The organism is Kitasatospora setae KM-6054 (assembly GCF_000269985.1).
Taxonomy (GTDB): domain Bacteria; phylum Actinomycetota; class Actinomycetes; order Streptomycetales; family Streptomycetaceae; genus Kitasatospora; species Kitasatospora setae.
Genome location: NC_016109.1, coordinates 4,449,916 through 4,473,767, shown reverse-complemented (window position 1 = coordinate 4,473,767; position 23,852 = coordinate 4,449,916). Strand labels below are relative to the sequence as shown.

General features: G+C 72.9%; 24 protein-coding genes and 2 pseudogenes. 10 read left to right on the top strand and 16 right to left on the bottom strand.

Annotated features, from left to right (window positions below):
- Window position 1 precedes the first annotated feature (1 nt).
- The 9 genes and pseudogenes from KSE_RS19810 to KSE_RS19775 form a co-directional block, all read right to left on the bottom strand.
- A complete protein-coding gene (locus KSE_RS19810; protein ID WP_014137115.1) occupies window positions 2–1,204 on the bottom strand; it encodes an ABC transporter permease in 1,203 nt (400 codons plus the stop codon).
- A complete protein-coding gene (locus KSE_RS19805; RefSeq protein WP_014137114.1) occupies window positions 1,201–1,980 on the bottom strand; it encodes an ABC transporter ATP-binding protein in 780 nt (259 codons plus the stop codon). Before KSE_RS19805 ends, KSE_RS19810 begins: the two co-directional genes overlap by 4 nt.
- Entirely contained in the window at window positions 1,980–3,335 is a 1,356-nt protein-coding gene (locus tag KSE_RS19800) for an efflux RND transporter periplasmic adaptor subunit (protein ID WP_014137113.1), read from the bottom strand. Before KSE_RS19800 ends, KSE_RS19805 begins: the two co-directional genes overlap by 1 nt.
- Window positions 3,336–3,529: 194 nt before the next feature.
- A pseudogene (locus KSE_RS19795) lies at window positions 3,530–3,940 on the bottom strand (IS110 family transposase); the annotation flags it as partial.
- 235 nt (window positions 3,941–4,175) lie between these two features.
- Window positions 4,176–5,306, bottom strand: coding sequence for a methyltransferase domain-containing protein (locus KSE_RS19790; RefSeq protein ID WP_014137111.1), 1,131 nt, complete (start codon window positions 5,304–5,306; stop codon window positions 4,176–4,178).
- A gap of 338 nt (window positions 5,307–5,644) precedes the next feature.
- Entirely contained in the window at window positions 5,645–5,809 is a 165-nt protein-coding gene (locus KSE_RS42900) for a hypothetical protein (RefSeq protein WP_157850034.1), read from the bottom strand.
- Window positions 5,810–6,087: 278 nt separating this feature from the next.
- Window positions 6,088–6,942: a helix-turn-helix domain-containing protein gene (locus tag KSE_RS19785; RefSeq protein ID WP_014137110.1), complete on the bottom strand. Its 855-nt coding sequence runs from the start codon at window positions 6,940–6,942 to the stop codon at window positions 6,088–6,090.
- A gap of 7 nt (window positions 6,943–6,949) precedes the next feature.
- Window positions 6,950–7,465, bottom strand: coding sequence for a DUF6879 family protein (locus tag KSE_RS19780; protein ID WP_033257668.1), 516 nt, complete (start codon window positions 7,463–7,465; stop codon window positions 6,950–6,952).
- Window positions 7,443–7,670 (bottom strand): BAR domain-containing protein, encoded by a 228-nt coding sequence (locus KSE_RS19775; protein WP_014137108.1) that lies wholly within the window; start codon window positions 7,668–7,670, stop codon window positions 7,443–7,445. Before KSE_RS19775 ends, KSE_RS19780 begins: the two co-directional genes overlap by 23 nt.
- Before the next feature lie 141 nt (window positions 7,671–7,811).
- On the opposite strand from KSE_RS19775, the gene KSE_RS42895 reads away from it, so the two are divergent.
- Window positions 7,812–7,952, top strand: coding sequence for a hypothetical protein (locus tag KSE_RS42895; protein WP_157850035.1), 141 nt, complete (start codon window positions 7,812–7,814; stop codon window positions 7,950–7,952).
- A gap of 42 nt (window positions 7,953–7,994) precedes the next feature.
- Entirely contained in the window at window positions 7,995–8,153 is a 159-nt protein-coding gene (locus KSE_RS42890; RefSeq protein WP_014137106.1) for a hypothetical protein, read from the top strand.
- A gap of 145 nt (window positions 8,154–8,298) precedes the next feature.
- On the opposite strand, the gene KSE_RS19770 is transcribed toward KSE_RS42890, so the two are convergent.
- Window positions 8,299–9,591 (bottom strand): TrpB-like pyridoxal phosphate-dependent enzyme, encoded by a 1,293-nt coding sequence (locus tag KSE_RS19770; protein ID WP_014137105.1) that lies wholly within the window; start codon window positions 9,589–9,591, stop codon window positions 8,299–8,301.
- A 101-nt stretch (window positions 9,592–9,692) separates the two neighbouring features.
- Window positions 9,693–10,769 carry a histidinol-phosphate transaminase gene (hisC, locus tag KSE_RS19765; protein ID WP_014137104.1) on the bottom strand — a complete coding sequence of 359 codons (1,077 nt, stop codon included), beginning with the start codon at window positions 10,767–10,769 and terminating at the stop codon, window positions 9,693–9,695.
- A 287-nt stretch (window positions 10,770–11,056) separates the two neighbouring features.
- Here hisC and KSE_RS19760 point away from each other — a divergent pair, with 287 nt between their 5' ends.
- From KSE_RS19760 to KSE_RS19750, 3 genes are all read left to right on the top strand, one after another.
- Window positions 11,057–12,214, top strand: a complete 1,158-nt coding sequence (locus KSE_RS19760) for a LacI family DNA-binding transcriptional regulator (RefSeq protein WP_014137103.1) — start codon at window positions 11,057–11,059, stop codon at window positions 12,212–12,214.
- 188 nt (window positions 12,215–12,402) lie between these two features.
- Complete coding sequence (locus KSE_RS19755; RefSeq protein WP_014137102.1) at window positions 12,403–13,587, top strand: metallophosphoesterase; 1,185 nt, start codon at window positions 12,403–12,405, stop codon at window positions 13,585–13,587.
- A gap of 177 nt (window positions 13,588–13,764) precedes the next feature.
- Complete coding sequence (locus KSE_RS19750) at window positions 13,765–14,634, top strand: hypothetical protein (RefSeq protein ID WP_014137101.1); 870 nt, start codon at window positions 13,765–13,767, stop codon at window positions 14,632–14,634.
- Window positions 14,635–14,655: 21 nt separating this feature from the next.
- Here the strand turns inward: KSE_RS19750 and KSE_RS19745 are convergent, their stop codons facing one another.
- Entirely contained in the window at window positions 14,656–15,072 is a 417-nt protein-coding gene (locus KSE_RS19745) for an ATP-binding protein (RefSeq protein WP_231873187.1), read from the bottom strand.
- A 238-nt stretch (window positions 15,073–15,310) separates the two neighbouring features.
- Here KSE_RS19745 and KSE_RS46375 point away from each other — a divergent pair.
- The 4 genes and pseudogenes from KSE_RS46375 (at window position 15,311) to KSE_RS19725 (ending at window position 17,218) form a co-directional block, all read left to right on the top strand.
- Window positions 15,311–16,230 (top strand): annotated as a pseudogene (locus KSE_RS46375) (helix-turn-helix domain-containing protein).
- On the top strand, window positions 16,227–16,424 hold the full coding sequence (locus KSE_RS19730; RefSeq protein WP_014137097.1) for a DUF397 domain-containing protein: 198 nt from the start codon (window positions 16,227–16,229) through the stop codon (window positions 16,422–16,424). Before KSE_RS46375 ends, KSE_RS19730 begins: the two are co-directional and overlap by 4 nt.
- 345 nt (window positions 16,425–16,769) lie before the next feature.
- Window positions 16,770–16,934, top strand: a complete 165-nt coding sequence (locus KSE_RS40190) for a hypothetical protein (RefSeq protein WP_231873186.1) — start codon at window positions 16,770–16,772, stop codon at window positions 16,932–16,934.
- The gene (locus KSE_RS19725) at window positions 16,931–17,218 is read left to right on the top strand and encodes a hypothetical protein (RefSeq protein WP_014137095.1); all 288 of its coding nucleotides are present in this window, start codon (window positions 16,931–16,933) and stop codon (window positions 17,216–17,218) included. Before KSE_RS40190 ends, KSE_RS19725 begins: the two co-directional genes overlap by 4 nt.
- On the opposite strand, the gene KSE_RS19720 is transcribed toward KSE_RS19725, so the two are convergent.
- The gene (locus KSE_RS19720) at window positions 17,189–18,610 is read right to left on the bottom strand and encodes an MFS transporter (protein WP_014137094.1); all 1,422 of its coding nucleotides are present in this window, start codon (window positions 18,608–18,610) and stop codon (window positions 17,189–17,191) included. The genes KSE_RS19725 and KSE_RS19720 overlap by 30 nt on opposite strands.
- Before the next feature lie 122 nt (window positions 18,611–18,732).
- Here KSE_RS19720 and KSE_RS19715 point away from each other — a divergent pair, with 122 nt between their 5' ends.
- A complete protein-coding gene (locus tag KSE_RS19715) occupies window positions 18,733–19,728 on the top strand; it encodes an Lrp/AsnC family transcriptional regulator (RefSeq protein WP_014137093.1) in 996 nt (331 codons plus the stop codon).
- Between the two features lie 14 nt (window positions 19,729–19,742).
- Here KSE_RS19715 and KSE_RS19710 read toward each other — a convergent pair whose 3' ends face one another.
- From KSE_RS19710 to thiC, 3 genes are all read right to left on the bottom strand, one after another.
- The gene (locus tag KSE_RS19710) at window positions 19,743–20,954 is read right to left on the bottom strand and encodes a M20 metallopeptidase family protein (RefSeq protein WP_014137092.1); all 1,212 of its coding nucleotides are present in this window, start codon (window positions 20,952–20,954) and stop codon (window positions 19,743–19,745) included.
- Window positions 20,955–21,218: 264 nt separating this feature from the next.
- Window positions 21,219–21,764: a Uma2 family endonuclease gene (locus tag KSE_RS19705; protein WP_014137091.1), complete on the bottom strand. Its 546-nt coding sequence runs from the start codon at window positions 21,762–21,764 to the stop codon at window positions 21,219–21,221.
- A 224-nt stretch (window positions 21,765–21,988) separates the two neighbouring features.
- Window positions 21,989–23,782: a phosphomethylpyrimidine synthase ThiC gene (thiC, locus tag KSE_RS19700; protein ID WP_033257699.1), complete on the bottom strand. Its 1,794-nt coding sequence runs from the start codon at window positions 23,780–23,782 to the stop codon at window positions 21,989–21,991.
- Window positions 23,783–23,852: the final 70 nt, after the last annotated feature.

Genomic DNA, 23,852 nt, shown 5'->3' with positions numbered 1-23,852 from the left:
TCTACTCGTGCCGGAGGGCGTCGATCGGGCGCAGCGAGGCGGCCCGGTTGGCGGGGTAGCTGCCGAAGAACAGGCCGATGGCGACGGCGATGGCGAACGCGCCGAGCACCGACTCGGGGATCACCACGGGCTTGATGCCGACCACCGGGAAGTGCGAGCCGGCGATCCCGGCGGCCACGCCGAGGCCGGCGCCGATCACCGACAGCAGGGTCGACTCGGCGAGGAACTGGCCGAGGATGACCGCGCGGGGCGCGCCGAGCGCCTTGCGGATGCCGATCTCCCTGGTCCGCTCGGTGACCGTCACCAGCATGATGTTGGTGATGCCGATGCCGCCGACCAGCAGCGAGATCGCGGCGACCGCGCCGAGCAGGACGGTGAAGGTCCTGGTGGTGGACTCGCGGGCGGTCAGCAGCGAGGTCTGGTTGCTGATCCGGAAGTCGGCCTTGGCGGCGTCCTTGACGGCGTGGGTGCCCATCAGGATCCGGGTGATGTCGGACTGTGCCTCGGTGGTGGTCTCGGCCGAGGCGGCCTGCACCAGGATCTGGTTGACCGAGCCGAAGCCGGTGAACGCGTTCTGCACGGTCGGCAGCGGCGCGACCAGCACGTCGTCGGGGTCGTTGAAGCCGGTGGAGCCCTTGGTCTTCAGCACCCCGACCACGGTGAACGGGGTGCCGCCGACGGTGATCTTCTTGCCGACCGGGTCCTCGGCGGCGAACAGCTCCTTGGCGGTGGTCGAGCCGAGCACCGCGACCTTGCGGGAGTTCAGCACGTCGTCGGCGGAGAAGTAGTCGCCCTTGTCGACCTTCAGGTTGGCGGTCTCGAAGTAGGCGGGGTAGGTGCCGACGATCTGGCCGGGCTGGTACGAGATGTTCCCGTACAGCGCGGTGCCGCTGGTGGTGACCACCGGGGCGACCGACTTGATGGACGGGGTGTCGGCGGCGGTGGCGAGCGCCTTGGCGTCCTCCACGGTGAGCTTCTTGGCGGCGGTGGCCGAGCCGCGCGAGGCGGCGGAGGAGACGGTCAGCGCGTTGGTGCCGAGCGAGGTGATCGACTCCTTGACCGCCACCGAGGAGCCGTTGCCGACCGCCAGCAGCAGGATCACCGAGGCCACGCCGATCAGCACGCCGAGCATGGTCAGCGCGGAGCGGACCTTGTTGGCGGCCAGGCCGCCGACCGCGAAGCGGAGCATCTGCCAGGCGATCACGCGACCACCCCCGCGGTCGCGGCCAGGGCCGGCGGCGGTCCGTCGACCGGGGCCTGCCGGACGTCCGAGACGACCGCGCCGTCGACCAGCCGGACGACCCGCTTGGCGTGCAGCGCGACCTCGTCCTCGTGGGTGATCACCACCACGGTGCGGCCGCGCGCGTTGAGCGCGTCGATGACGGCCAGCACCTCCTCGGTGGAGCGGCTGTCGAGGTTGCCGGTGGGCTCGTCGGCGAGCAGCATCGCGGGCGCGGTGACCAGCGCCCGGGCGACCGCGACGCGCTGCTGCTGGCCGCCGGAGAGCTGGTTGGGCTTGTGCCCGGCCCGGTCGGCCAGGCCGACCAGGCCGAGCGCGGCCAGCGCCCGGCGGCGCCGCTCGGCGGCCCGGACGCCCGCGTAGGCGAGCGGCAGCTCGACCTGGGCGAGCGCGGTGGTGCGGGGCACCAGGTTGAAGGACTGGAACACGAAGCCGATCTTGCGGTTGCGGACCAGCGCGAGCTGGCCCTCGTCCAGGTGGCCGACGTCGGTGCCGTCCAGCAGGTAGCGGCCGGTGCTGGGCACGTCGAGGCAGCCGAGGATGTTCATCAGGGTGGACTTGCCCGAGCCGGAGGAGCCCATCACCGCGACGTAGTCGCCCTCGGCGATGTCCAGGTCGACGCCGAGCGGCTCACCGCCGCCGGTCATCGGCCCGCGCAGGGCGTGCACGACGGCGTCGCCGTGCCCGTACGACTTGGTGACCCGGCGGATCTGGATCACCGGGGGCTTGCCGGCGCGCATCAGCGGGTGCCCCCGCCGCCGCCGCGGGTGCCGCCGCCGAAGCCGCCGGACGCGCCGCCGAGGCCGCCCGCCGCGCCGCCGGCGCCCGGGAACTGGCCGGACGGGAAGCCGTTGCCGGTGCCCGCGGTGGTGGAGGTCAGCTCGACCTTCTCGCCCTCGGTGAGGCCCTCGGTGACCTGCACGGTGCTGTCGCCCTCGATGCCGACGGTGACCTGCACCCGCTCGGTGGAGCCGTCGTCGTGCACGACGGTCGCGGTGCGGGTGGCGCCGGTGCCCTGGAGGGCCGCGGTGGGCACCGACAGGGCGTTGTCGGCGGAGCCGGTGGTGACCGAGATGGTGGCGCTCAGGCCGGTGCGCAGCGCCGAGGTGTCGGAGCCGATCCGCAGCGTCGCGCCGTACTGCACGGCCCCGTTGGTGGAGCTGGAGGGCAGCGAGGAGACCGACAGCACGGTGGCCTGGAGCTTGGTGTCGGACTGCGCGTTCAGGGTGACGGTCGCCGGCTGGCCCTTCTTCAGCTTGAGCGAGTCCAGCTCGGAGAAGTTCGCGGTGACCTCCATCCCGGACGGGTTGGTCAGCACGATGAAGCCGGCCGGGGTGGTGCTCGAAGCGCCGCCGCCGGTCGAGGTCTTGGCGCCGGACGAGGTGCCGCCGGAGGAGGACGAGCCGCCGGAGGAGCCGGTGCCGGAGACGTTCTCGCCGACCTTGCCGGAGATCGAGGCGACGGTGCCGTCGGTGGTCGCGGTGAGGGTGGTGCCGGCCAGCGCGTCCTTGGCGTTGGCGAGCGTCGTCTCGGCGTTGTCGACCTGCTGCTGGGCGGAGGCCACCTGGGCCTGGTCGACCTTGACGGTGGTCGTGGTGGTCGGCTGCGGGGTGCTGCTCGCCCCCGCGCCGCTCGCCCCCGCGCCGCCGGTGCCGCCGGTGCGGTTGGAGCCGGACGTGCCGGGCACCGTGGTGGTGACCGTCTCGCCGGCCTCGGCCTTGGCCAGGTTGGCCTCGGCGGTGTTCAGCGCGGCCTGCGCCTGGTCGACCTGCTGCTGGACGGCGGCGGTGTCGACGGTGGCGAGCACCTGGCCCTTCTTCACCGCGTCGCCGACCGCGACCTTCACCGAGGTGAGCCTGCCCCCGGTGGTGAAGTCCTGCCCGGCGTCGGACGGGGAGAACAGCGTGCCCGATCCGGACACGGTGGCCTGGACCGTCCCCTTGGCGACCGTGGCGGTCCTGACCTTGGAGCCGGTGGCGGCCTTGCTCGTGCCGCTGTCCAGGGTGGTGTACGCCAGCGCGGCCCCGCCGAGCAGGGCCACGCCGAGCGCGGAGTTGACGAGGACGGCCCCACGCCGTCGCGGAAGCACCTTCATGGCGCAGAAGCATCGCCCCGCGCTCTTGCGCCGTTCTGTGCGGATCCTGGGCGCCGGCTGGGAGCGCCGATCCGGACAGACCGGTGCGCACCGACCGCCCGGGGGGCGGTGGCCTACCGGCGGACCACCAGCCCTTGACCCGACTCCCAGCGACCTCCCAGCGAAGTCCCGTCAGCGCTTCACCCGGGCGTCCGGCGGGCGATCCGCAGGACAGGGACGGCCCCGACCGCGCCGTCCCGGCTCTTGGGAATTCCGGTGGTCCGGCCCGACAGGACGGCCGTCGCGGCGGCGGGGGCATCGATCGGGTCGGATTTGCCCTTCGTGCGCCGGGTCTCGCGGTCGGGCCGGTCAACGTCGACGACCGTGACGCCGGCGGCGATCAGCACGCGCGCCAACTCGGCCCCGTAGGCGCCGGTGCCCTCCACGCCGACTGCGCTCAGGGCGCCGTGCGAGCGCATCCAGTCCAGGAGGTCCCGGTAGCCGCGGACGGTGGTGGGGAGCTCCCGGTCGGCCAGGTGCCGGCCGATGGGGTCGACCACCGCCGCATGGTGGGTCAGGCCGTGGGTGTCGACTCCGCCGGTGATCTCCCGGCCGCCAGGCGTCATGCTGGTCGTGCCCGTCCTTGCCGCTTGTCCGAGCCGGGGGCGGCACGCGCCGGTCGGGCGGGTGGACAAGGCAGTGGTGGGGCCTCTGGCCAGGCTCCCATGAAGTCACAAGCGCCCGTGCGGCCGCGTGCGTGGTGACGCCCGGCAGGCCGACAAATCCCAAACAGGACAGTCGAGACGTCAGTCAGTCGGCGAGTCAGACCCACCCGCAGCGTCACCACGGACATCATCACTGTCAGTCGACGACGTTGCCGGGGTCGTTCAGCCAGACGGTCTGTTGGCCGTCTGGGGTGAGGGTGAGGCCGAACTGGGACAGCGACGGCTTGCCCTCTTCCAGCCACCAGAGGCGGGCTGCGGTGATCTCGTCCCAGAGCCGGCGGGGACCGGCTTGGAGAAGAGCGTCCTCGGCGTCCCACTCGTGGTAGTGGACTGACGCCCACGAGCCTGCTCCGTCCGACATGTGCATCCGGTAGGTGCTGGTGCGGTCGGCGGTGTCCCAGCGGTGTTCGAAGCGGACTCCGGGCACCCGGAGTCCGATGGTGAACGCGGCGTCCACGTCCTCCAACGCCATTCTGGGATCCATCGGGGATGCGCTGAGGACGCTGGGGATCTCGGCGAGATCGGTTACCCGATGCGGCCGTTGGGCGCGCATCCACATGAAGGTGACGTTGTCGACGAACCGGCCGTAGGTCGGTTGGCCGTGTTCGCCGATGACGAGGCGCAGCAGCCCGGCGTTGGCGAACGGGGTGCCCCAGGGGGTGACGATGATGCCGCCGGGGGTGGTCTGGTCGATCCAGGCGCGGGGGACGGTCTGGACGGCCGCGGTGGAGTGGATGCGATCGTATGGAGCGTTGGGCAGCCAACCGGCGAGGCCGTCGCCGATGATGCGGGTTGGGTCGAAGCCGGCCTTGGCGAGCGCGGACGTGGCTCCAGCAGCCATTGCCTGATCGACTTCGATGGTGGTGACTCGTTGCTCTCCGAGCCGGGCGGACAGTAGGGCACTGGTCCAGCCGGTGCCGGTGCCGATGTCGAGGACGGTGTGTCCGTCGGCGGCGTCGAGGTGTCGGAGCATGGTGGCGACGAGGGACGGCATCGACGCGGAGGACGTTGCGGTCCCTGGCCCGTCCTCGGCCCCGTCGTCGAGCTGGGTGACGACGACGTCGTTCGCGTTGACCAGCGCCCACCAGTCGGTGGGGTCGTTGCTGCGGGTGATCCGGCGGTAGCCGGTGGGGTGGTCGGTGTCGGGGGCCCAGACGGTGTCCGGCACGAAGGCAGAGCGCGGGGCGCGCTCGAACGCGCCCCGCCACTCCTCGCCCAGGACACCAGCCGAAGTTAGTTCGGCGAGCAACTGCGCGTATTTGTCCATCAGTTGAAACTCACTTCTTCGGGGGCCACTGGCCGTCGGACTCCTTGGGGGTCTGCTTCTTGTCCCCTTCGGATCCGCCCTTGCCGTCACCGTGCTTACCCGCCATGGCTGGTTCTCCTGTCGCTCAGTTGGTCCGCTTGGTGGGGTGGGTGCAGCTTCGCGTCGGCCTGCTGCCGGGGCCGGTGTCGCCGGGCGGGCGCTCGGTGGGAGTGGGGGTTGTCATACTGGTCCCTCCTTCACGACGTGCGGATTCTGAGGGCTGGTTGGCGTTCGGATTGCGCGGTGTTGCCGGCCCGCCCCGGCCGGGTTCTTGGCAGAGCGGCGGCCGGGGCGGGAGTTCAGGGGCGTTGCGTGGCGCTGGCGTCGCCGAGGTAGGGCTCGCCGGCGTTCAGGAGGGGGAGTCCCTGGCCGGATTCGCGGGCGGCGAGGATCTCGCTGCGGGCGGCGCGGGCGCCGTTGAAGTAGCCGCCGATGCCGAAGATGCTGGTGGCGAACGAGTCCACGGGGTGCCCGTCAGGCGACGTCGTCCTGCGTGGACCGGCTGTGGTGGGCTGGGATCGGCTCGTCGGACGAGGTCGCCGACCGGAGGGCGCGGGTGCCGTCGGTCGGGTCGACCGCGTAGGTCTTGATCACGAGGCTGGGCTGCGAGGCCGGTACTTCGGTTCCTGTCCCGAGGCCGCCATGGGGTTGCTCCCGTTCGCCGGTCGAGTGTTCCTGCTTGACACGACGTTAGGAGCAGGGCGAGGGGCGTCTCCAGGAACTTGCTCGAACTTGCATGGATTCACCTGAGCGCGTCGATGGCCCCCGTGATGAGGGCGCGAGCTTTCGCGCCGTAGACGGCGATGGTGGCGAGGGTGGTGAAGGTCCGCGCGTAGAGTTCGATCTCGCGCGGCTGTGTGACGGTCACCTCGGCGGTGACGAGTTCGACGAGGACGCGTTCCTCGTCGAAGATCCAGAACCCTTCGACCGGCCACATCGCCCGGTGAGCCGACGTCGGTACGATCCCGATGCTGACGGACGGCAGTGTGGTCGCGTGCAGTAGGTAGCCGAGCTGTCCGGCCATGGTCTCGTCGTCGGCCACCCGCGCACGGAGGACTGATTCCTCCAGGAGGAAGGCGAAGGTGCCACCCTGGTGCAGCACCTGCTGGCGTTCGATGCGGGCGGCCACCGCGGCGTCGGTGTCGTCGGGGATGTGCTGAAACGCGATGATCGCGCCCATGAGCGCTGACGCGTATGCGGGTGTTTGGAGTAGGCCGGGGCAGACGCCGGGCTCGTAGATTCGGAAGTGTCGAGTGCGCTGGTAGAGCGGCACGGCGGCCTGCTGGACATGTCGTAGACCGGCCCGTGTTCGGCGGCGCCACTCGACGTACATGCCTTCGACGCTGTGCGCTGTGGCAATCAGATCATCCGCCTGCTCGGGGACGCCACAGAGTACCGTCCACAAGCGAATGTCCGACTCCGTAGGGGACGTTCGGCCGCTTTGCAGCCGTGAAGCCTTGGACTCGTGCCAGCCTGCGAGGGAGGCCAACTCCCGCGCTGTCAGGCCGGCGCCTTTCCGGATGTCCTTCAGCCTCTTGCCGAGGTCGAATCGGGCTTGTCGGGCGCTGGAGGACGGCGACTGCTGTGGATGGTCCATCGATCGATCAGGCGGGGTGGTAGTCCTCGTGCGGCACGGCACGTTCCCAGACCGCTGCGAACGCGTCGGAGCAGAGCTTGACCACAGCCGGATCGGTGACGGTCTCCGTGTCGGCCCAGTCGCCGTCTCCAGAGAAGTGGTTGATCAGTGCCAGACGGTCGTCGAAGATCCAGAAGTCGTTGCCGGGCAACGCCAGATCGGTAGCGAGCCTCCGGGGTAGCCAGCGGACCTGTTCGCCCGCCTTGACGTTGTGCGGGGCAGTGATCTCGTGTTCGAAGCGGATGTAGTCGCTCACCGGCTCGGAGACGATCCGGGCGCGGCGGACCTCTACGCCTCGGTCTACGGCCGAGCGGACCAGCGTCCGCCACTCCTGACTTTCCGGGTCGTCGAGGTCGAGCCGACGATCTTCCAGCCACGCCAGGTACGACGGGTCGTCCAGCATGTAGCCGTCCCGCATCTCCAAGTGGACTGCGGAGCTGCTACTTGCTTCGAACAGTTCCTCAAACGTCCTCTCCGAAGCCACCGTTCACCTCCGGGAAGAACTGCACCATGCGCTGCGGGAATTCGATCACGGTTTCGTGGTCGGGGATGTCCATCTGGGCGAGCCGTTCCGCGTCGAGGACCTTCCAGCCCTGCAACAGGTAGTTGCCGGTCTCCTCGTCCAGGTAGACGGTCGGTGATCCGCTGTTCTTGCTGTCGGGGTCCGTGCCGAGCTTGCGTAGGGCCATGATGTCGCTCCCAGGCAGTTGCGGACGATCGTTGTGCTAGAGCCTGCCCCATCCGCCGGCTGGGCGCGCCCAGCTTTCTCGAACTTGCTGCTGTGTGTGCGATTCGAAGTTCCGCCACGCCATCGGGAAGAGGTGGACGCCGTGGCGACGAACCAGAACCTGAGGGACCCCGACGTGGCGCTGGAGTGGATCTGGGAGTGGCGCGCCAGCGGCGAGAAGATCGCGACGTCGACCGGCCACACCGACGGCCGGTCGATCACGGTCCGGGTGATCGACCGGTGAGCCGCGACGGCGGCGACGTCACCTTCGACGGCCCTCTCCAGCGTGCTGGCGGTGCTGTGGCCGCCGTGCACCTGCTCGGCCGGGGTGTGCGGCCGGCGGATCCCGGTGTTCCGCTGGGAGGACGGCGAGGAGCCGACCGCCGACGACATGGAGGAACTGGCCAACGACATCGCCGACCATCTGCTGCCCGGCGGCGTGTAGTCGGCTCTTGCCCTGCTTACTGCCCGCCGTCCTCCGGAACTGGTGGGTGTTTTGACGCGCCCGGGTGCCCGGGCCGGACCCGGATGGAGCTGTCCTGCGGGCCGCGATCTCCTCGCGGACAGCGTCACCACGAACATCATCACTGTCAGTCGGTGAGCCGGCCGGCGAAGTGGTCCAGGTACGCCTGCATGTCGAAGTGCCCGTGTCCGGAGAGCGCGAACACGATCGCCTTCGACTCGCCGGACTCCCGGCAGGCCAGCGCCTCGTCGACCGCCGCCCGCACCGCGTGGGTGGACTCCGGCGCGGGGACCACGCCCTCGGCCCGGGCGAAGGCCACGCCCGCCTCGAAGCAGGCGGTCTGCGGCACGGCGACGGCCTCGATCAGCCCGAGCTCCTTGAGGTGGCTGACGATCGGCGACATGCCGTGGTAGCGCAGCCCGCCGGCGTGGATCGCGGGCGGGGTGAAGCCGTGCCCGAGGGTGTGCATCTTCATCAGCGGGGTGGTGCCGGCGCTGTCGCCGAAGTCGTAGTCGTAGCGGCCGCGGGTCAGCGAGGGGCAGGACGCGGGCTCGACCGCGACCGCCCGCACCGGGCGGCGGCCCGCCAACTGCTCGCCCAGGAACGGGAAGGCCAGGCCGCCGAAGTTGGAGCCGCCGCCGGCCGCGCCGATCACCACGTCCGGGTAGTCGCCGATCCGGGCGAACTGGGCCAGCGCCTCCTGGCCGATCACGGTCTGGTGCAGCAGCACGTGGTTGAGCACCGAGCCGAGCGCGTACTTGGCCCGGCCGCCGGCCGCCGCGACCCGCTCGACCGCCTCGGAGATCGCCAGGCCGAGGCTGCCGGTGGCCGCCGGGTCGGCCGCCAGCGCGGCCCGCCCGGCGGCGGTCAGCTCGGACGGCGAGGCGTGCACCGCGGCGCCGTAGGTCTCCATCAGGGCCCGCCGGTACGGCTTCTGGTCGTAGGAGACCCGGACCATGAAGACCTCGCAGTCCAGCTCCAGGAAGGAGCAGGCCAGGCCGAGCGCGCTGCCCCACTGCCCGGCGCCGGTCTCGGTGACCAGGCCGGTCACCCCGGCCGCCTTGTTGTAGTACGCCTGCGCCAGCGCGGTGTTGAGCTTGTGCGAGCCGGTCGGGTTGCCGCCCTCGTACTTGTAGTAGATCCGGGCGGGGGTGCGCAGCGCGCGTTCCAGCCGCTCGGCGCGGACCAGCGGCGCGGGGCGGAAGCGGCGGTACAGGTCGAGGACGGCGCCGGGGATGTCGACCTCGCGCGGGCCGCCGAGCTCCTGGGCGGCCAGTTCGGCGGGGAACAGCGGGGCCAGGTCGTCGGCGGTGACCGGTTCCTTGGTGCCGGGGTGCAGCATCGGCGGGACCGGCGCGGGCAGGTCCGGTCGGATGTCGTACCAGGCGGTGGGGGTCGGGTCGGTGTCGTGCCGGGTCATCCGGGCTCTCCCTGCGGTGCGTCGGGCGCTTGCCGCAGGGAGTCCTTCCCCTCCGGACCGTGCGGGCAACCCCGTTGCCCGCACGGTGGGGTGACGACCACTCAGAGCTCCTTGCGGAACGCCTCCGCGGCGCCCAGGAACAGGTCGTTGCCCTTGACCTCGCCGATCGAGACCCGGACGCCCTCGCCGGCGAACGGGCGGACCACCACGCCGGCCTCGGCGCAGGCGGCGGCGAAGTCGAGGGTGCGCTCGCCCAGCCGCAGCCAGACGAAGTTGGCCTCGGAGTCGACGACCGTCCAGCCCTGGGCGCGCAGCGCGGCGGTGACCCGGGCGCGCTCGGCGACCAGCGCGTCGACCCGCTCCAGCAGGGCGTCCTCGGCGCGCAGCGAGGCGACCGCGGCGTCCTGGGCGAGCTGGCTGACGCCGAACGGGACGGCGGTCTTGCGCAGCGCGTCGGCGACCGGCTCGTGCGCGATCGCGAAGCCGACCCGCAGGCCGGCCAGGCCGTACGCCTTGGAGAAGGTGCGCAGCACGCAGACGTTGGGGCGGTCGCGGTAGAGCTCGACGCCGTCGGGGACGTCGGCGTCGCGGATGAACTCGCGGTACGCCTCGTCCAGCACCACCAGGACGTCGGCGGGGACGGCGTCCAGGAAGCGGACCAGCTCGTCGCGGTGGAGGGCCGCGCCGGTCGGGTTGTTCGGGTTGCAGACGAAGACCAGCCGGGTGCGGTCGGTGATCGCGGCCAGCATCGCGTCCAGGTCGTGCGCCTCGTCGGCGGTCAGCGGGACCGGGACGGGGGTGGCGCCCGCGACCTGGGTGATGATCGGGTACGCCTCGAAGGAGCGCCAGGCGAAGACCACCTCGTCGCCGGGGCCGGCCGCGGAGAGGATCAGCGACTGGGCGACGCCGACCGAGCCGGTGCCGGTGGCGACGTGCTCGGCGGGGACGCCGAAGCGCTCGGCCAGCTCGGCGACCAGGCCGCTGACCGCCATGTCCGGGTAGCGGTTGAAGGAGCCGGCGGCGGCGACCGCGGCCTCCAGCACGCCGGGCAGCGGCGGGTAGGGGTTCTCGTTGGAGGAGAGCTTGAAGGCGTCGGCGCCGGCCGGCTTGCCCGGCTTGTAGCTGGGGATGCCGCCGAGGCTGGGGCGCAGGCGGGGGCCGTGTTCGGGCTGGACCACGGGTTTCTCCGTTTCTCGTTTCTCGGCGGTGGCGCCGTTCCGCCCCCGGTCGGGTGCCGTGAACGATACCGACCGCCCTCACCCGTGCGGGTGAGATGCTCGTCCGGGTTACGGGCGCGGTTCAGCCATTCTGCCCGGTTCCTTTGGCACATGTCAGAGGTATCCGGGCCGGAAAAGGGCCGTGATCGAAGGGCCGGTGTCGCTGGTGCCCGAGGAGAAACGTATCTCCGACGTCCTGTAGCGAACCGGTCACGGAACGCCGTCACGCGCCATACGATCGGTCCGCCATGACAGCAGCAGCCAACCAGAACGGTCGACGGGCCACCGCGTCCCGGCGCCTGGAGCGGGCCGGCATCCGGGACGTCGCGGCGGCCGCCGGCGTGTCCATCACCACCGTCTCGGACGCCCTGAACGGCAAGGGACGCCTCCCGGACGAGACCCGCAGCCGGGTCCGCGAAGTCGCCGAGCGACTCGGGTACCGGCCGTCCGCGGCCGCCCGCACCCTGCGCACCGGGCGGTCCGGGCTGATCGGCCTGACCGTCACCACGTACGGCGAAGAGCCGTTCACCTTCACCGAGTTCGCCTACTTCGCGGAGATGGCCCGGGCCGCCACCAGCGCCGCGCTCGGGCGCGGCTACGCCCTGGTGGTGCTGCCCGCCTCGTCCCGGCACGACGTGTGGAGCAACATCGCGCTCGACGGCACGGTGGTGATCGACCCGCCCGACCAGGACCCGCTGGTCACCGAGCTGTACCGGTCCGGCGTCCCGGTGGTCTCCGACGGCAAACCCGGCAACTGCCCGGTCACCGCCTGGGTCGACAACGACCACGAGGCCGCCGTGCTGGGCATCCTGGAGCACCTGAGCGAGGCCGGCGCCCGCCGGATCGGCCTGCTCACCGGCACCTCCACCGACACGTACACCCGGCTCTCCACCGAGGCGTACCTCGGCTGGTGCGACCGGGTCGGCCAGGAGCCGGTGTACGAGGCGTACCCGGCCCACGACCCGGCGGCCGGCGCGGTCGCCGCCGACCGGCTGCTGGCCCGCCCGGACCGCCCGGACGCGGTCTACGGCCTGTTCGACCCGAACGGCACCGACCTGCTGGCCGCCGCCCGCCGCTACGGGCTGCGGGTGCCGGACGACCTGCTGCTGGTGTGCTGCAGCGAGTCCGACGTGTACGCCAACACCGAACCGCCCATCACCACGCTGTCCCTGAAACCCCGTCGGATCGGCACCACCGTGGTCAACCTGCTGATCGACGCGATCGAGGGCGTCGACGCGGGGACCGGCGCCGCCACCGGCCGGCTCTTCCCGCCGCGCTACCGGACCGCCGGGACCGGGCCGCCGCCCGGCACCCTGATGCCCACCGAGCTGATCGTCCGGGCCTCCTCGCAGCGCCGCACCACCCGCACCACGGTCAGCCCGCCCCGTCCGCCCGGCGAGGTGTAGCCGGGCCGCCCGCCGGACCGCCCGGCCGCTCCCGGCCGCGCCCGCCCGCACCGCCCCGCCCAGACCACCGCAGACCGGTGCAGACCGGACGGCGGGCGGCCCGGCCCGGGACGGAGCGGGCGGGCCGACAGAAATCGGATACCGACCAGGTGAGGACGACGGGAGAGTGCGCTTCCTATGATGGGCGAATGACACCCGAGGACCTTTTCCGCGAGCCCGAGCACCCGCACTCGGGCCCCCGCCCCCGCCAGGACCTCGACGTGCTCCCGCAGGGCTCCTACTTCGAGCCGGCCGCACCGGCCGGCTACCCGTACGAGGAGACGCACAGCACCTACGGCGGCGCCCGCTACCTCGAACAGCACTGGGCCCCCGCAAGCCAGTTCGGCACCGAGTTCGGCTCCGAGTTCGGCACCGGCCCCGGCGCCGGCGAGCAGCCCGCCCCCGGCCACTACGCGCCCACCGGGCGGCCCCCGCACGAGGACCCGCCGACCATCGAACTCGGCCCGCCGATCGACAACCCGCCGGTCGAGGTGCACTTCCCGTACCCGCAGCCCGAGCCCGGCGAGGGGCCCGGCCCGCTGTTCGTCATCGGCGACGTGCACGGCTACCTCGACGAGCTGCTCGCCGCCCTGCACCAGCAGGGCCTGATCGACACCGAGGGCCACTGGTCGGCCGGCCGCTCCCGGATCTGGTTCCTCGGCGACTTCACCGACCGCGGCCCCGACGGCATCGGCGTCATCGACCTGGTCATGCAGCTCGCCGCCGAGGCCGCCGCCGCCGGCGGCTACTGCCGGGCCCTGATGGGCAACCACGAACTGCTCTTCCTCGGCGCCTCCCGCTACGGCGACGAGGCCGTCCAGTCGACCGCCGGCACCGCCTCCTTCCTCGCCGCCTGGCGGCTCAACGGCGGCCAGCAGCACGACCTGGAGCGCCTGCAACCGCACCACATCAGCTGGCTGTCCCGGCTGCCCGCGATGGCCCTGGAGGACGGCCACCTGCTGCTGCACTCCGACACCACCGCGTACCTGGAGTACGGCGAGACCATCGCCGACGTCAACGACGCCGTGCACGCCCTGCTCGCCGACGAGGGCATCGACGAGTGGTGGGACGCCTTCCGCAAGTTCACCAAGCGCTTCGCCTTCCGCGGCCAGGCCGGCACCATGGCCGCCCAGGAACTGCTCGCCGTCTACGGCGGCTACCGGGTCGTCCACGGCCACAGCCCGATCCCGTACCTCACCGGCGACCAGCCCGAGGACGGCACCCCGCCGCACGTGCCCGGCCCCTACATCTACGCCGACGAGCTGGCCATCGCGATGGACGGCGGCGTCACCATGGACGGACGCCTGCTGGTCGCCCGGCTGCCACTGAACTGACCCCCGCCGAAGCCCCCCGGAACTGAACACCTGAACGGCAACCGACCGGCCGCACAAGGGAACTGAGTACACGGAAGTTCCGGAAAGAGGCTGTCGGCCCGCTCCCGCGCGCCCCTACCATCGAGGCCACCGACCTCCGTCGACCTCGCGGAGTCGCCCTCGCGGAACGGGGTACCCATGAGCAACCCCCCGCGCCTGCTCGCCGAGGACCGCGCCGACTTCGCGCGGCTGCTCGACGAAGCACTGCGCGACACCGGCGTCCGACAGGCCCTCGCCGAACCCGGACGCCACCTCACCGCCGAACAACTGCACACCAAGGCGCTCGCCGACGCCGACACCGTCGCCGCCCCGGCCGCACCCGAGTACGCGCACTACCTGGCGCTGCGCACCGCCCTCGCCGAACACCCCGGCAGCGCGCCGCCCGCCGGCGCCGGACTGTTCCCCGTCCTCACCGTGCTCACCCCCGTGCTGGCCGGCACCGCCGGACTCGTCCTGCTGCTGGTCGGCTGGCTGCTGCGGACCGCCAGCCCCACCCTCGCACTCGGCCGCTCCACCGTCACCGCCGGCGTCATCGCCCTCGCCATCGCCGCCGCCGCCCTGCTCATCGGCGGCGCCGGACTCGTCCTCACCGCCCTGCGCGACGGCTCCACCGCCCCCGGCCAGGCCGACCCCCAGCAACACGCCGACCTCGCCGAAGCCCGCGACGCCTGGCGGCGGGCCCTGCGCGAACGCGCCCTGCTCCCCTGGCTGCACGCCAACCTCGCCACCACCCCCGCCACCGGCCCGCTCCCCCCGCCCCGCACCGCCCCGCCCGACCTGCACAGCCCCGGCTACAGCTCCGCCGCCTACAGCAGCCCCGGCTTCACCAGCCCCGGCGTCGAGGGCCTCACCGACGACCGGGGCCGCCCCCGCGACCACCCCGCCGAATTCACCGGCCCCGGCTACTCCTCCCCCGACTTCACCAGCCCCGGCCCCGAGGGCCTCACCGACGAACACGGCCACCTCCGCCCCGACGGACCGGGCTTCACCGGCCCCAACGAGGTCTGAGCGGTTCCCCGAGAGAGCGGTTCACGCCGTCACCTCGGCCCAGACCGCCTTCCCGCAGCGCCCCCGGACCTCGACGCCCCAGCCGACCGAGAGGTCCGCCACCAACCCGAGCCCCCGTCCGCCCTCCCGCTGCCCCTCTCCGGCGCTGCGCCGACGGGGCAGCGCGGCGGAGGTGTCGGCGACCTCGATCAGCAGCCGGTCCGCCCGCAGCGCCATCAGCACCGTCGGCCGGCCCCCGTGACGCACCGCGTTGGTCAACAGCTCGGACAGGACCAGACAGGCCGCCCAGTCGTCCCGGCCGAGCGCCCGCAAGGTGTCGCGCAACAGCCGCCGGGCGATCGGGACACCGGCCGGCGCCGCCGGCGGGCGCAGGTCGAACCGGAAGAGCTCGGGCGGCGAGGTGTCCCCCTGGGCAGGCGGTACAGGCGTTTCGAGCATGGCAGGCTCCAGTTCCCGGTATCCGTACGCTCGCCGACCGCGCTCCGTGGCCTGCCCGTCGACCACCGTCCGTGGCGAGGGCGGGATCGGGGGTGCGCTTCGGAGCCGCGCTGACCGGTCGTCAGCGGGCGATGCAGGGCCACCGTAGGGCAAGAAGGGCCAATCTTGCTACCGATACGGGATTTCATCACCCGGGCGGGGAAATCCGCCCGCCCCGCCCCCGCCCCCGCCGATCGAGATGGACCCGCTCCGACGCCGTACGGCACACTGGCGACACCTGCCAGGAGAGGGACGCATGCCACCCCGAACGTCACCCACCGTGCGCCAGCAGCGGTTGGGCATCGAACTGCGGAAGATGCGCGTCCAGGCCGACATGACCCCGCAGGCCATGGCCGCGGCCCTGGGCACCGACCCGCCCAAGATCGCGCAGATGGAGTCCGGCAAGGCAGGCATCAGCGCCGACCGGCTCCGCTCCTGGGCGGCCGCCGGCAAGTGCGACAACACCCGGCTGATCGACGCCCTGACCGCCATGACGCAGGACCGCGGCAGGCACTGGTGGGACGAGTACCGGGGCAAGCTCTCGGCGGGGTTCCTCGACACCGCCGAGATGGAGTGGCACTCCAGCGGCTCGGTCTCCTGGGCGATCACGTACATCCCCGGGCTGCTGCAGACCGTCGCCTACGCCGGCGCCATCTTCGCCCGGGTCAGGCCGCCGCTCCCGCGCCACGAGGTCGACCTGCGCACGGCGTTCCGGATCCAGCGGCAGAGCATGAGCGTGGGCGGGGAGAAACCCCACACTCCTTCATCCACGAAGCCGCACTGCGCATGCGATTCGGCGGCCCCGCGATCCTCCGGGCGCAGCTCGACAGCCTGCTGGAGGACTCCGAGCGGCCCAACGTCGTGATCCGGGTGGTGCCCTTCGAGGTGAACACCTTTCCCGGGCAGGCGGAGAACCTGCGCCTGATCGCCGGTGTCGTCCCCGAACTCGACACGGTACAGGTCGACCTCACCCACGGGACCCAGTTCGTGCATTCCGAGGCCGAACTGCACACCTACCGCAATATGATGGTCGAGGTGGAGGAGGTCGCGCTCTCCCCGCAGGAGTCGCGAGACTTCATCCACCGCGTCGGCAAGGAACTGAAAGGCAAGGCACGATGAGCAGCTGGCAGAAGTCCACCTTCAGCGGTGACTCCCACGAGTGCGTCGAGGTGCGGACCCTGGACGGGATGGTCGAGGTCCGCGAGTCGGACACCGGCGAGGTCGTCATCCGCACCACCCCGAGGAAGTTCGCCGCCTTCCTCAAGGGCGCCCGGGCCGGCGAGTTCGACCACCACGGCGACTTCTCCGCGTAGCGCCCGTACCGCTGCTCCGGCAGCGATCGCCGTCGCCCCCGCCCTCGCGGCGGGGGCTTCTCCAGTTTTCGGAGCAGCCTTGCTCCTCGACGGAGAGTAGGTCTACGGTTACGGCGAGCGCAGCCAGTCGGGCGGCCGTTGAGTCGGAGCGCAGCCATGTCTTCGGTGGATTCCCCCTCCGGCCGGTCCGGGAGCAGCACCCGTCCTCCCGTTCCGCCGGGATCAAGTCCCTTACCGCACAACGGCGTTTCCGCCGAAGCCCGCGTCCGGTGGATCACCGACGCGCTGCACCGGCTGACCGGCCGGCCGGCCGCCGCCGTGCGCCTGCGCGGAGGTGTCGTCCGGGTGACCGTCCGGATCGAAGCGCCCGGGGCGTCGGGCGAGCTGACGCTGGCGGTGATCCGGGTGCTCGCCCGGGGCGATCGGTTCGGGCACACCAGCAAGGCCGGCTGGGAACGGCTGTGGGCCGAGGTCGACCAGGCCCCCGAGAGCAAGGCGCCGCTGCTGTGAGACTCGTCGACCACTACGCGGCCGACCATCCGACCCTGCTGTGGTACGCGGTCGGGGAGGATCCCCGGGGTCTGCTGCTGGCCCAGTCGGGCGACGGCGTCTTCCTGACCGTCGCGGCCGATCACCACCGCCGCTTCCTGGTCCTCCCGCCCGACGAGTGGGCTGACCTGTGCGACGCCGTCAAGTCCGGTGAACTGGACGGGGTGTTGGGCGGACGCGTCCTGTGCGCGGATCCGCACCGCCCGCTGGATCCCCTACCGGTCGAGCAGCGGTCGACCGCCTGACCCGCGCGCCGCCCGCAGGGCCAGCGCGACCGGCACGCCCAGTCCGCAGGCCGCCGCGCAGCCCGCCCAGATCAGCGTGTAGGCGCCCTCGGCGGGGGTGCCCGGGTGTAGGAGCAGGTGGTCGAGGACGGCGGCGGCGAGGACGCCCGCCGCCGCGCCGGCCAGGGACTTCAGGGTGTTGTAGACGCCCGTTCCGATGCCGGTCTGGTCGGCGGGCAGCCGGCGCATCAGCAGGGCCGGGAGCAGGCTGAGGCCGAGGCCCGCGCCGTAGCCAGCCAGGGCGCCGCCGAGGACGAACTGCCAGGCGGCGGCGTGTCCGAGGGCGATCGCGCCGTAGCCCGCGGCGCACAGCGCGAAGCCCGCGGCGAGGACGGCGGAGGCGTCGTGGCGACGGGTCAGCCGGTGGGCGGTGAGCGCGCCCAGGGTGGCGGCCGCCGTCTGCGGGAGCACCAGCAGGCCGAGCAGCAGCGGCACCGCGGCGAGGCCGTAGCCGGTGGTGGCCGGGTCGGCGGCCTCGAAGGCGAGCGTCGGGCCCTGTGCCCCGTACAGCGCGCAGCCGAGCAGGAAGCTCAGGCCGAACACCGGGGCGGTGGCCCGGCGGGCCAGCAGCCGGACGTCCACCATCGGTTCGGCGGAGCGCAGTTCCTGCCGGACGAACAGCGCCAGCAGCAGCGCCCCGGCGCCCAGCAGCGGCAGCACCGCCGCGGCCGGCAGTGCCCCGCTCGCGCCCAGGGCGGAGAGCAGCAGGGTCAGGCCGAGCGAGAGCAGGGCCGTGCCGGCCCAGTCGATCCGGCCGGCCGCCCGGGTCGCCGACTCGGGGACGAGCCGCCAGACCACCGGCAGCGCCAGTACCGGCAGCACCGCCAGCGCCCACAGCAGCGGACGGGTCGCCGCCGGGTCCGCGCCCAGCGCGCCGACCGCGATCGCGCCCAGCGTCGAGCCGACGGTCAGCGCGCCGACCAGCGGGCCGACAGCCCGGCCGCCGCGCTCCTCGCCGAGCCGGTCGCGCAGGATCGCGAACTCCAGCGGCAGCCAGCACGCCAGGAACCCGGAGAGCGCCCGCCCGGCCAGCAGCACCGGCAGGTCCGGTGCCAGCGCCGTCACCGCGAAGCCCAGCAGGGTCAGCAGCACGGTGGCCCGCAGCAGCCGGCGGTGCCCGTACAGGTCGCCCAGCCGGGAGGTCAGCGGCACCGCGACGCCCGACACCAGGAACTCCACCCCCAGTGCCAGGCTCAGGTCGGAGGCGCGCAGGCCGAGGTGCTCGCCCAGCCGGGGCAGCAGGATCGGGAAGCCGCCCTGCAGCACGCCGCTGGCGAACTCCACCAGTGCCAGCAGCGGGACGACGGCGGACAGCGCGGGCCGGGTGGGGGGAGGTGCGACGGCGACGGTCATCGGCGGTTCCGTGGGGGGTGCGGAGGGTGGTGGGGGTGGCGGCAAGGATGGCTAACCTGGAGGCCACCGCACCGCCCACGCACGAATCCGTTCCTGCGGCCGACCCCGCGCAAGGATCAGCCATGATCGACGAACTCGACCTGGCGCTCGTCGACGCCCTCCGGGTCGACCCGCGAGCCCCCTGGTCCCGGCTGGCCGCCCCGCTCGGCGTCGACCCGGCCACCCTCTCCCGGCGCTGGGCCCGGCTCGCCGCGAACGGCGACGCCTGGGTGACCTGCTACCCCTCCGCCGACCGGATCGGCCGCGGCCTGACCGCGCTCGTCCAGGTCGACTGCCCCGCCGACCGGGTCGGCGCCGTCGCCGCGGCGCTGGCCCGGCACCCGCAGACCGCCAGCATCGAACTGGTCACCGGCGACGCCGACCTGCTGCTGACCGTCGCCGCGTACGACCACGCCGCCCTCACCGGGTACCTGGTCGACCGGCTCGGCACCGTCCCCGGCGTGCTGCGCACCCGCACCACGCTGGTCGAACGGACCCTGGTCGAGGGCAGCCGGTTCTCCAACGGCGCCCTCGACGCCGAGCAGCGCCGCGCCATCGCCGCGCCCCCGCCCGGCGCCGCCCGGCCGGGCGCCGACCGGCGGGTCGAGGAGGACCTCGCGCTGATCCGGGCCCTCGGCGCGGACGGCCGGATGCCCTACGCCGCGCTCGCCGCCCGCACCGGCCTGCCCGCCAGCACCGTCCGCCGCCGGCTCGCCGAACTCCGGGCCGGCGGCCGGGCGGTGCTGCGCTGCGACGCGTCGCCCCGGGTCACCGGCCACCCCGTCGGCGCGATGCTCTGGCTGGACGTCCCGCCCGCCGCCCTCCCCGACGCCGCCCGCCGGCTCGCCGCCCTGCCGCAGACCCGGATGTGCGCGGTCACCGTCGGCCCCGCCAACCTCGCCCTCTACCTGATCGCCCCGCAGCTCCCCGACCTCCGCCGGATCGAGCAGGACCTGGTCCAGCACCACCCGGCGATCCGGGTCCGCGACCGGCACGTCACGCTGCGCACGCCCAAGCTCGTCGGCCACCTCCTCACCCCGGACGGCCGCCGCACCGACTACGTCCCGATCGAGCCCTGACCCCTCAGGGCGGCTCAGCCGCGCCCGAGGGCCAGCGCGGCCAGCAGCGCGGCCGCGTCCCCGAGCACCCCGTCGTCGAAGCGGGCCTCCGCGGAGTGGTTGTACGGGGCGGTGAACGGGTCGGTGTCCGCCGGGCAGGCGCCGAACATCACGTACGCGCCGGGCACCTGTGCCGCCAGCACCCCGAAGTCCTCGGAGCCGGCCAGCGGCCTGGGCATCTCGACGTAGCGGTCGTCGCCGAGCAGCGCGCGCGCCGTCCGCTCGGCGTACGCGGCCTCGGCGGGGTCGTTGACCGTCACCGGGTAGCCGTGCTCGACGACCGCGTCGACCTCGCAGCCGTGCGCCGCGCCGATGCCCCGGACCACCCGGACCGCCTCGGCCAGGACCAGTTCGCGGGCCGCCGGGGAGAACGAGCGGACGGTCGCGCCGAAGGCCGCCTCGTCCGGGATGACGTTCTCGGCGGTGCCCGCGTGGAAGGTGCCGACCGTCAGCACCACCGGGTCGAAGGCGTCGAAGCGCCGGGTCACCATGGTCTGCAGGGCCAGCACCGCCTCGCAGGCGACCGGGACGGGATCGAGGGCCAGGTGCGGGCTGGAACCGTGGCCGCCGCGGCCCCGGACGACGACCCGCAGGGTGTCGGAAGCGGCCATGATCGGCCCGGGCCGCCCGGCCACGTACCCGGCGGGCAGCAGCGCGGCGCCGACGTGCAGGGCGTACGCGGCGGAGACCCGTTCGCCGGCCGCGTCCAGGACGCCGTCCTCGACCATCAGCGCCGCGCCGCCCCCGCCCTCCTCGCCCGGCTGGAACATGAACACCACGCTGCCGGCCAGCTGTTCGCGCCGCTCGGCGAGCAGCCGGGCCGCGCCGACCAGCGCGGCGGTGTGCAGGTCGTGCCCGCAGGCGTGCATCGCGTCGGGAAGCTCCGAGGCGTACGGGAGGCCGGTGTTCTCCCGGACCGGCAGCGCGTCGAGGTCGGCGCGGAGCAGCACGTTCGGGCCGGGACGGCCGCCGCGCAGCACCGCGGTGACCGAGGAGAGCCGCTCGCCGAGGGTGACCTCCAGCGGGAGGCCGTCGAGCGCGGCGAGCACCCTGGCCCGGGTGCGCGGCAGGTCGAGCCCGATCTCGGGCTCGCGGTGCAGGGCGCGGCGCAGTGCGACGAGTTCGGGCCGGAGCGCGGCGGCGTCGCGGCGCAGTCCGTCGAGCGGGGAGTGAACGTCGGCCGGCATGGGGGCGCCTCCAAGGTGGACGGGGAACGGACGGTTCCCCCGCATCCTCACCCCGGCCCGCGCCGCCGGGCCGCAGGCGCACGGATCCCCCGCGAGCGGCGGGCGCCGCGCACGGATCTTCCAGCCCGGCCCGCACCCCGACCGGCCGGAACAGCTGGTAGCCGTACGTCGTGCACGGGGTCCCCCTTCGCCACTCGCGGCCCTCGCGAACGCCCCAGGTCAACAGCGGCACCGGACGCTACTGGCCGTTCCCCGCCCCGGGCCTCAGTACGGGAGCAGGACGGCGGTGTCGAGGACGAAGCCGAAGGGCTCCGGGATGTGGACGCTCTCCCCGAAGTCGGCGTCCTCCCGCATCCGGTAGCGCCCGGCCTCGGGCTCCCCGAAGAGGGTGACGGTCTTCCGGGAGGCGTCGACCAGCAGGTAGAGCGGGATCCGCATCAGCGGATAGTCGCGGAGCTTGCCGACCCAGTCGTTCTCCGGGTTCGACGGCGAGACGATCTCGACGGCGATGAGCGCCGGTTCGGCCGGAACCTCGTTGGCCGTGGTGACCATGGCGTCCTCCGGGAGGTACGTCAGGTCGGGGTTGCGCAGCTTGGCGACCTGGGGGGACACCAGGTCCATGTTCCCGGTGGAGAGGTAGCCGTCCGGCGCGTGCGCCTCGAACTGCCGGCGGACGACCGAGAGGTTCCGCTCGTGGATGGCCGACGGCGACGCCTGCACGATGATGACGTCACCGGAGAACTCGATCTTGAAGTTCGACGGTGCGGACCTGCGGAATTCCTCGATCAGGGCGAGGTGCTCCGGGTTCATCTCTCCTCCGTGGCAGCGGCCGCCCCCACGTTACCGGCGCCGCGCGCTCAGCGCGGGACGTCGCGCACGCTGTGCCGGAGGACGTCGGGCAGGACGCCGGCGGCGGTGACGAGGGCCGCCTCGCGGGCGGCCCCCCTGGCCGCCCGGCCCACAGTCGACTGACGGGCCGTCCGGTTGACGGCCCGTCCGGTCGGGGTCGGGCGGCGGTGCGGCGTGACGATCCGTCAGTCGGCCAGCGGGAGGTAGACCTTGTTGCCCTGGGCGGCGAACTCGGCGGACTTCTCGGCCATGCCGGCGAGGGCGACGCGTTCGGCCTGTTCGGCCTCGCCGCCGTGTTCGTCGCGGATCTGGCGGCTGATCTTCATGGAGCAGAACTTCGGTCCGCACATGGAGCAGAAGTGCGCGGTCTTGGCGGGTTCGGCGGGGAGGGTCTCGTCGTGGAAGGCGCGGGCGGTCTCCGGGTCGAGGGCCAGGTTGAACTGGTCCTCCCAGCGGAACTCGAAGCGGGCGTCGGAGAGGGCGTCGTCCCAGAGCTGGGCGCCGGGGTGGCCCTTGGCGAGGTCGGCGGCGTGGGCGGCGATCTTGTAGGTGATGACGCCGGTCTTGACGTCGTCGCGGTCGGGGAGGCCGAGGTGTTCCTTGGGGGTGACGTAGCAGAGCATCGCGGTGCCCCACCAAGCGATCATCGCGGCGCCGATGCCGGAGGTGATGTGGTCGTAGCCGGGTGCGACGTCGGTGGTCAGCGGGCCGAGGGTGTAGAACGGGGCCTCGTCGCAGATCTCCTTCTGCAGGTCCATGTTCTCGCGGATCTTGTGCATCGGGACGTGTCCGGGGCCCTCGATCATCACCTGGACGTCCTTGGCGCGGGCGATCCGGCCGAGTTCGCCGAGGGTGGTGAGTTCGGCGAACTGGGCCTCGTCGTTGGCGTCGGCGATCGAGCCGGGGCGCAGGCCGTCGCCGAGCGAGAAGGTGACGTCGTAGGCGCGCAGCAGGTCGCAGAGTTCCTCGAAGTGCGTGTAGAGGAAGTTCTCCTGGTGGTGCGCCAGGCACCAGGCGGCCATGATCGAGCCGCCGCGCGAGACGATGCCGGTCTTGCGGCGGGCGGTCATCGGGACGTAGCGCAGCAGCACGCCGGCGTGCACGGTCATGTAGTCGACGCCCTGCTCGCACTGTTCGACGACGGTGTCCCGGTAGACCTCCCAGCTGAGTTCCTCGGCCCGGCCGTCGACCTTCTCCAGCGCCTGGTAGAGCGGGACGGTGCCGATCGGGACGGGGGAGTTGCGCAGGATCCACTCGCGGGTGGTGTGGATGTTGCGGCCGGTGGAGAGGTCCATGACGGTGTCGGCGCCCCAGCGGGTGGCCCAGGTCATCTTCTCGACCTCCTCCTCGATCGAGGAGGTGACGGCGGAGTTGCCGATGTTGGCGTTGATCTTCACCAGGAAGTCGGTGCCGATGATGGCCGGTTCGACCTCGGGGTGGTTCACGTTGACCGGGATGACGGCCCGGCCGCAGGCCACCTGGTCGCGGACGAACTCCGGCTCCAGGCCCTCCCGCAGCGCGACGAACTCCATCTCGGGGGTGATCAACCCACGCTTGGCGTAGGCGAGTTGGGTGACGGCCACGCCGTCGCGGGCGCGCAGCGGGCGGCGCGGGCGGCCCGGGAAGACGGCGTCCAGGTTGCGCAGGTCGCCGCCGCGCGGGGAGGTGTGCCGGACGCCGTCGTCCTCCGGCCGGGCCTCCCGGCCCTCGTACTCCTCGACGTCGCCGCGCCGGCGGATCCAGCCGTCGCGCAGCGGGGCCAGGCCGCGCCGGACGTCGGTGGGCTGCTCCGGGTCGGTGTACGGGCCGGAGGTGTCGTACAGCGGGACGGTGCGGCCGTCGGTCAGCCGCACCTCCCGGTAGGGGACCCGCAGGTCGGGGCTGCTGCCCTGGCGGTACGCCTTGTGCCAGGCCGGGGTCGGGTAGCCGGTGGTGGTCGGCTGCTGCTGGGCAGGCTTGTCTTCGGCGAATGCGGTCATGCGGTACTCCACTCCCTACGCCGGCATTACCCGGTCAGGTTCCTGCGGTCGGCGCAGCGGGTGGCACGCG

What these genes read in the sequence shown, in the direction of transcription:
- KSE_RS19745 (WP_231873187.1), bottom strand. Translation starts at nt 15,072, where the DNA reads ATGCTCGAAACGCCTGTACCGCCTGCCCAGGGGGACACCTCGCCGCCC.
- KSE_RS19710 (WP_014137092.1), bottom strand. Translation starts at nt 20,954, where the DNA reads ATGCCGGCCGACGTTCACTCCCCGCTCGACGGACTGCGCCGCGACGCC.
- thiC (WP_033257699.1), bottom strand. Translation starts at nt 23,782, where the DNA reads ATGACCGCATTCGCCGAAGACAAGCCTGCCCAGCAGCAGCCGACCACC.
- KSE_RS19705 (WP_014137091.1), bottom strand. Translation starts at nt 21,764, where the DNA reads ATGAACCCGGAGCACCTCGCCCTGATCGAGGAATTCCGCAGGTCCGCA.
- KSE_RS19750 (WP_014137101.1), top strand. Translation starts at nt 13,765, where the DNA reads ATGAGCAACCCCCCGCGCCTGCTCGCCGAGGACCGCGCCGACTTCGCG.
- KSE_RS19805 (WP_014137114.1), bottom strand. Translation starts at nt 1,980, where the DNA reads ATGCGCGCCGGCAAGCCCCCGGTGATCCAGATCCGCCGGGTCACCAAG.
- KSE_RS19770 (WP_014137105.1), bottom strand. Translation starts at nt 9,591, where the DNA reads ATGACCCGGCACGACACCGACCCGACCCCCACCGCCTGGTACGACATC.
- KSE_RS19720 (WP_014137094.1), bottom strand. Translation starts at nt 18,610, where the DNA reads ATGACCGTCGCCGTCGCACCTCCCCCCACCCGGCCCGCGCTGTCCGCC.
- KSE_RS19790 (WP_014137111.1), bottom strand. Translation starts at nt 5,306, where the DNA reads ATGGACAAATACGCGCAGTTGCTCGCCGAACTAACTTCGGCTGGTGTC.
- KSE_RS19760 (WP_014137103.1), top strand. Translation starts at nt 11,057, where the DNA reads ATGACAGCAGCAGCCAACCAGAACGGTCGACGGGCCACCGCGTCCCGG.
- KSE_RS19715 (WP_014137093.1), top strand. Translation starts at nt 18,733, where the DNA reads ATGATCGACGAACTCGACCTGGCGCTCGTCGACGCCCTCCGGGTCGAC.
- KSE_RS19800 (WP_014137113.1), bottom strand. Translation starts at nt 3,335, where the DNA reads ATGAAGGTGCTTCCGCGACGGCGTGGGGCCGTCCTCGTCAACTCCGCG.
- KSE_RS19755 (WP_014137102.1), top strand. Translation starts at nt 12,403, where the DNA reads ATGACACCCGAGGACCTTTTCCGCGAGCCCGAGCACCCGCACTCGGGC.
- KSE_RS19775 (WP_014137108.1), bottom strand. Translation starts at nt 7,670, where the DNA reads ATGGCCCTACGCAAGCTCGGCACGGACCCCGACAGCAAGAACAGCGGA.
- KSE_RS19785 (WP_014137110.1), bottom strand. Translation starts at nt 6,942, where the DNA reads ATGGACCATCCACAGCAGTCGCCGTCCTCCAGCGCCCGACAAGCCCGA.
- KSE_RS19730 (WP_014137097.1), top strand. Translation starts at nt 16,227, where the DNA reads ATGAGCAGCTGGCAGAAGTCCACCTTCAGCGGTGACTCCCACGAGTGC.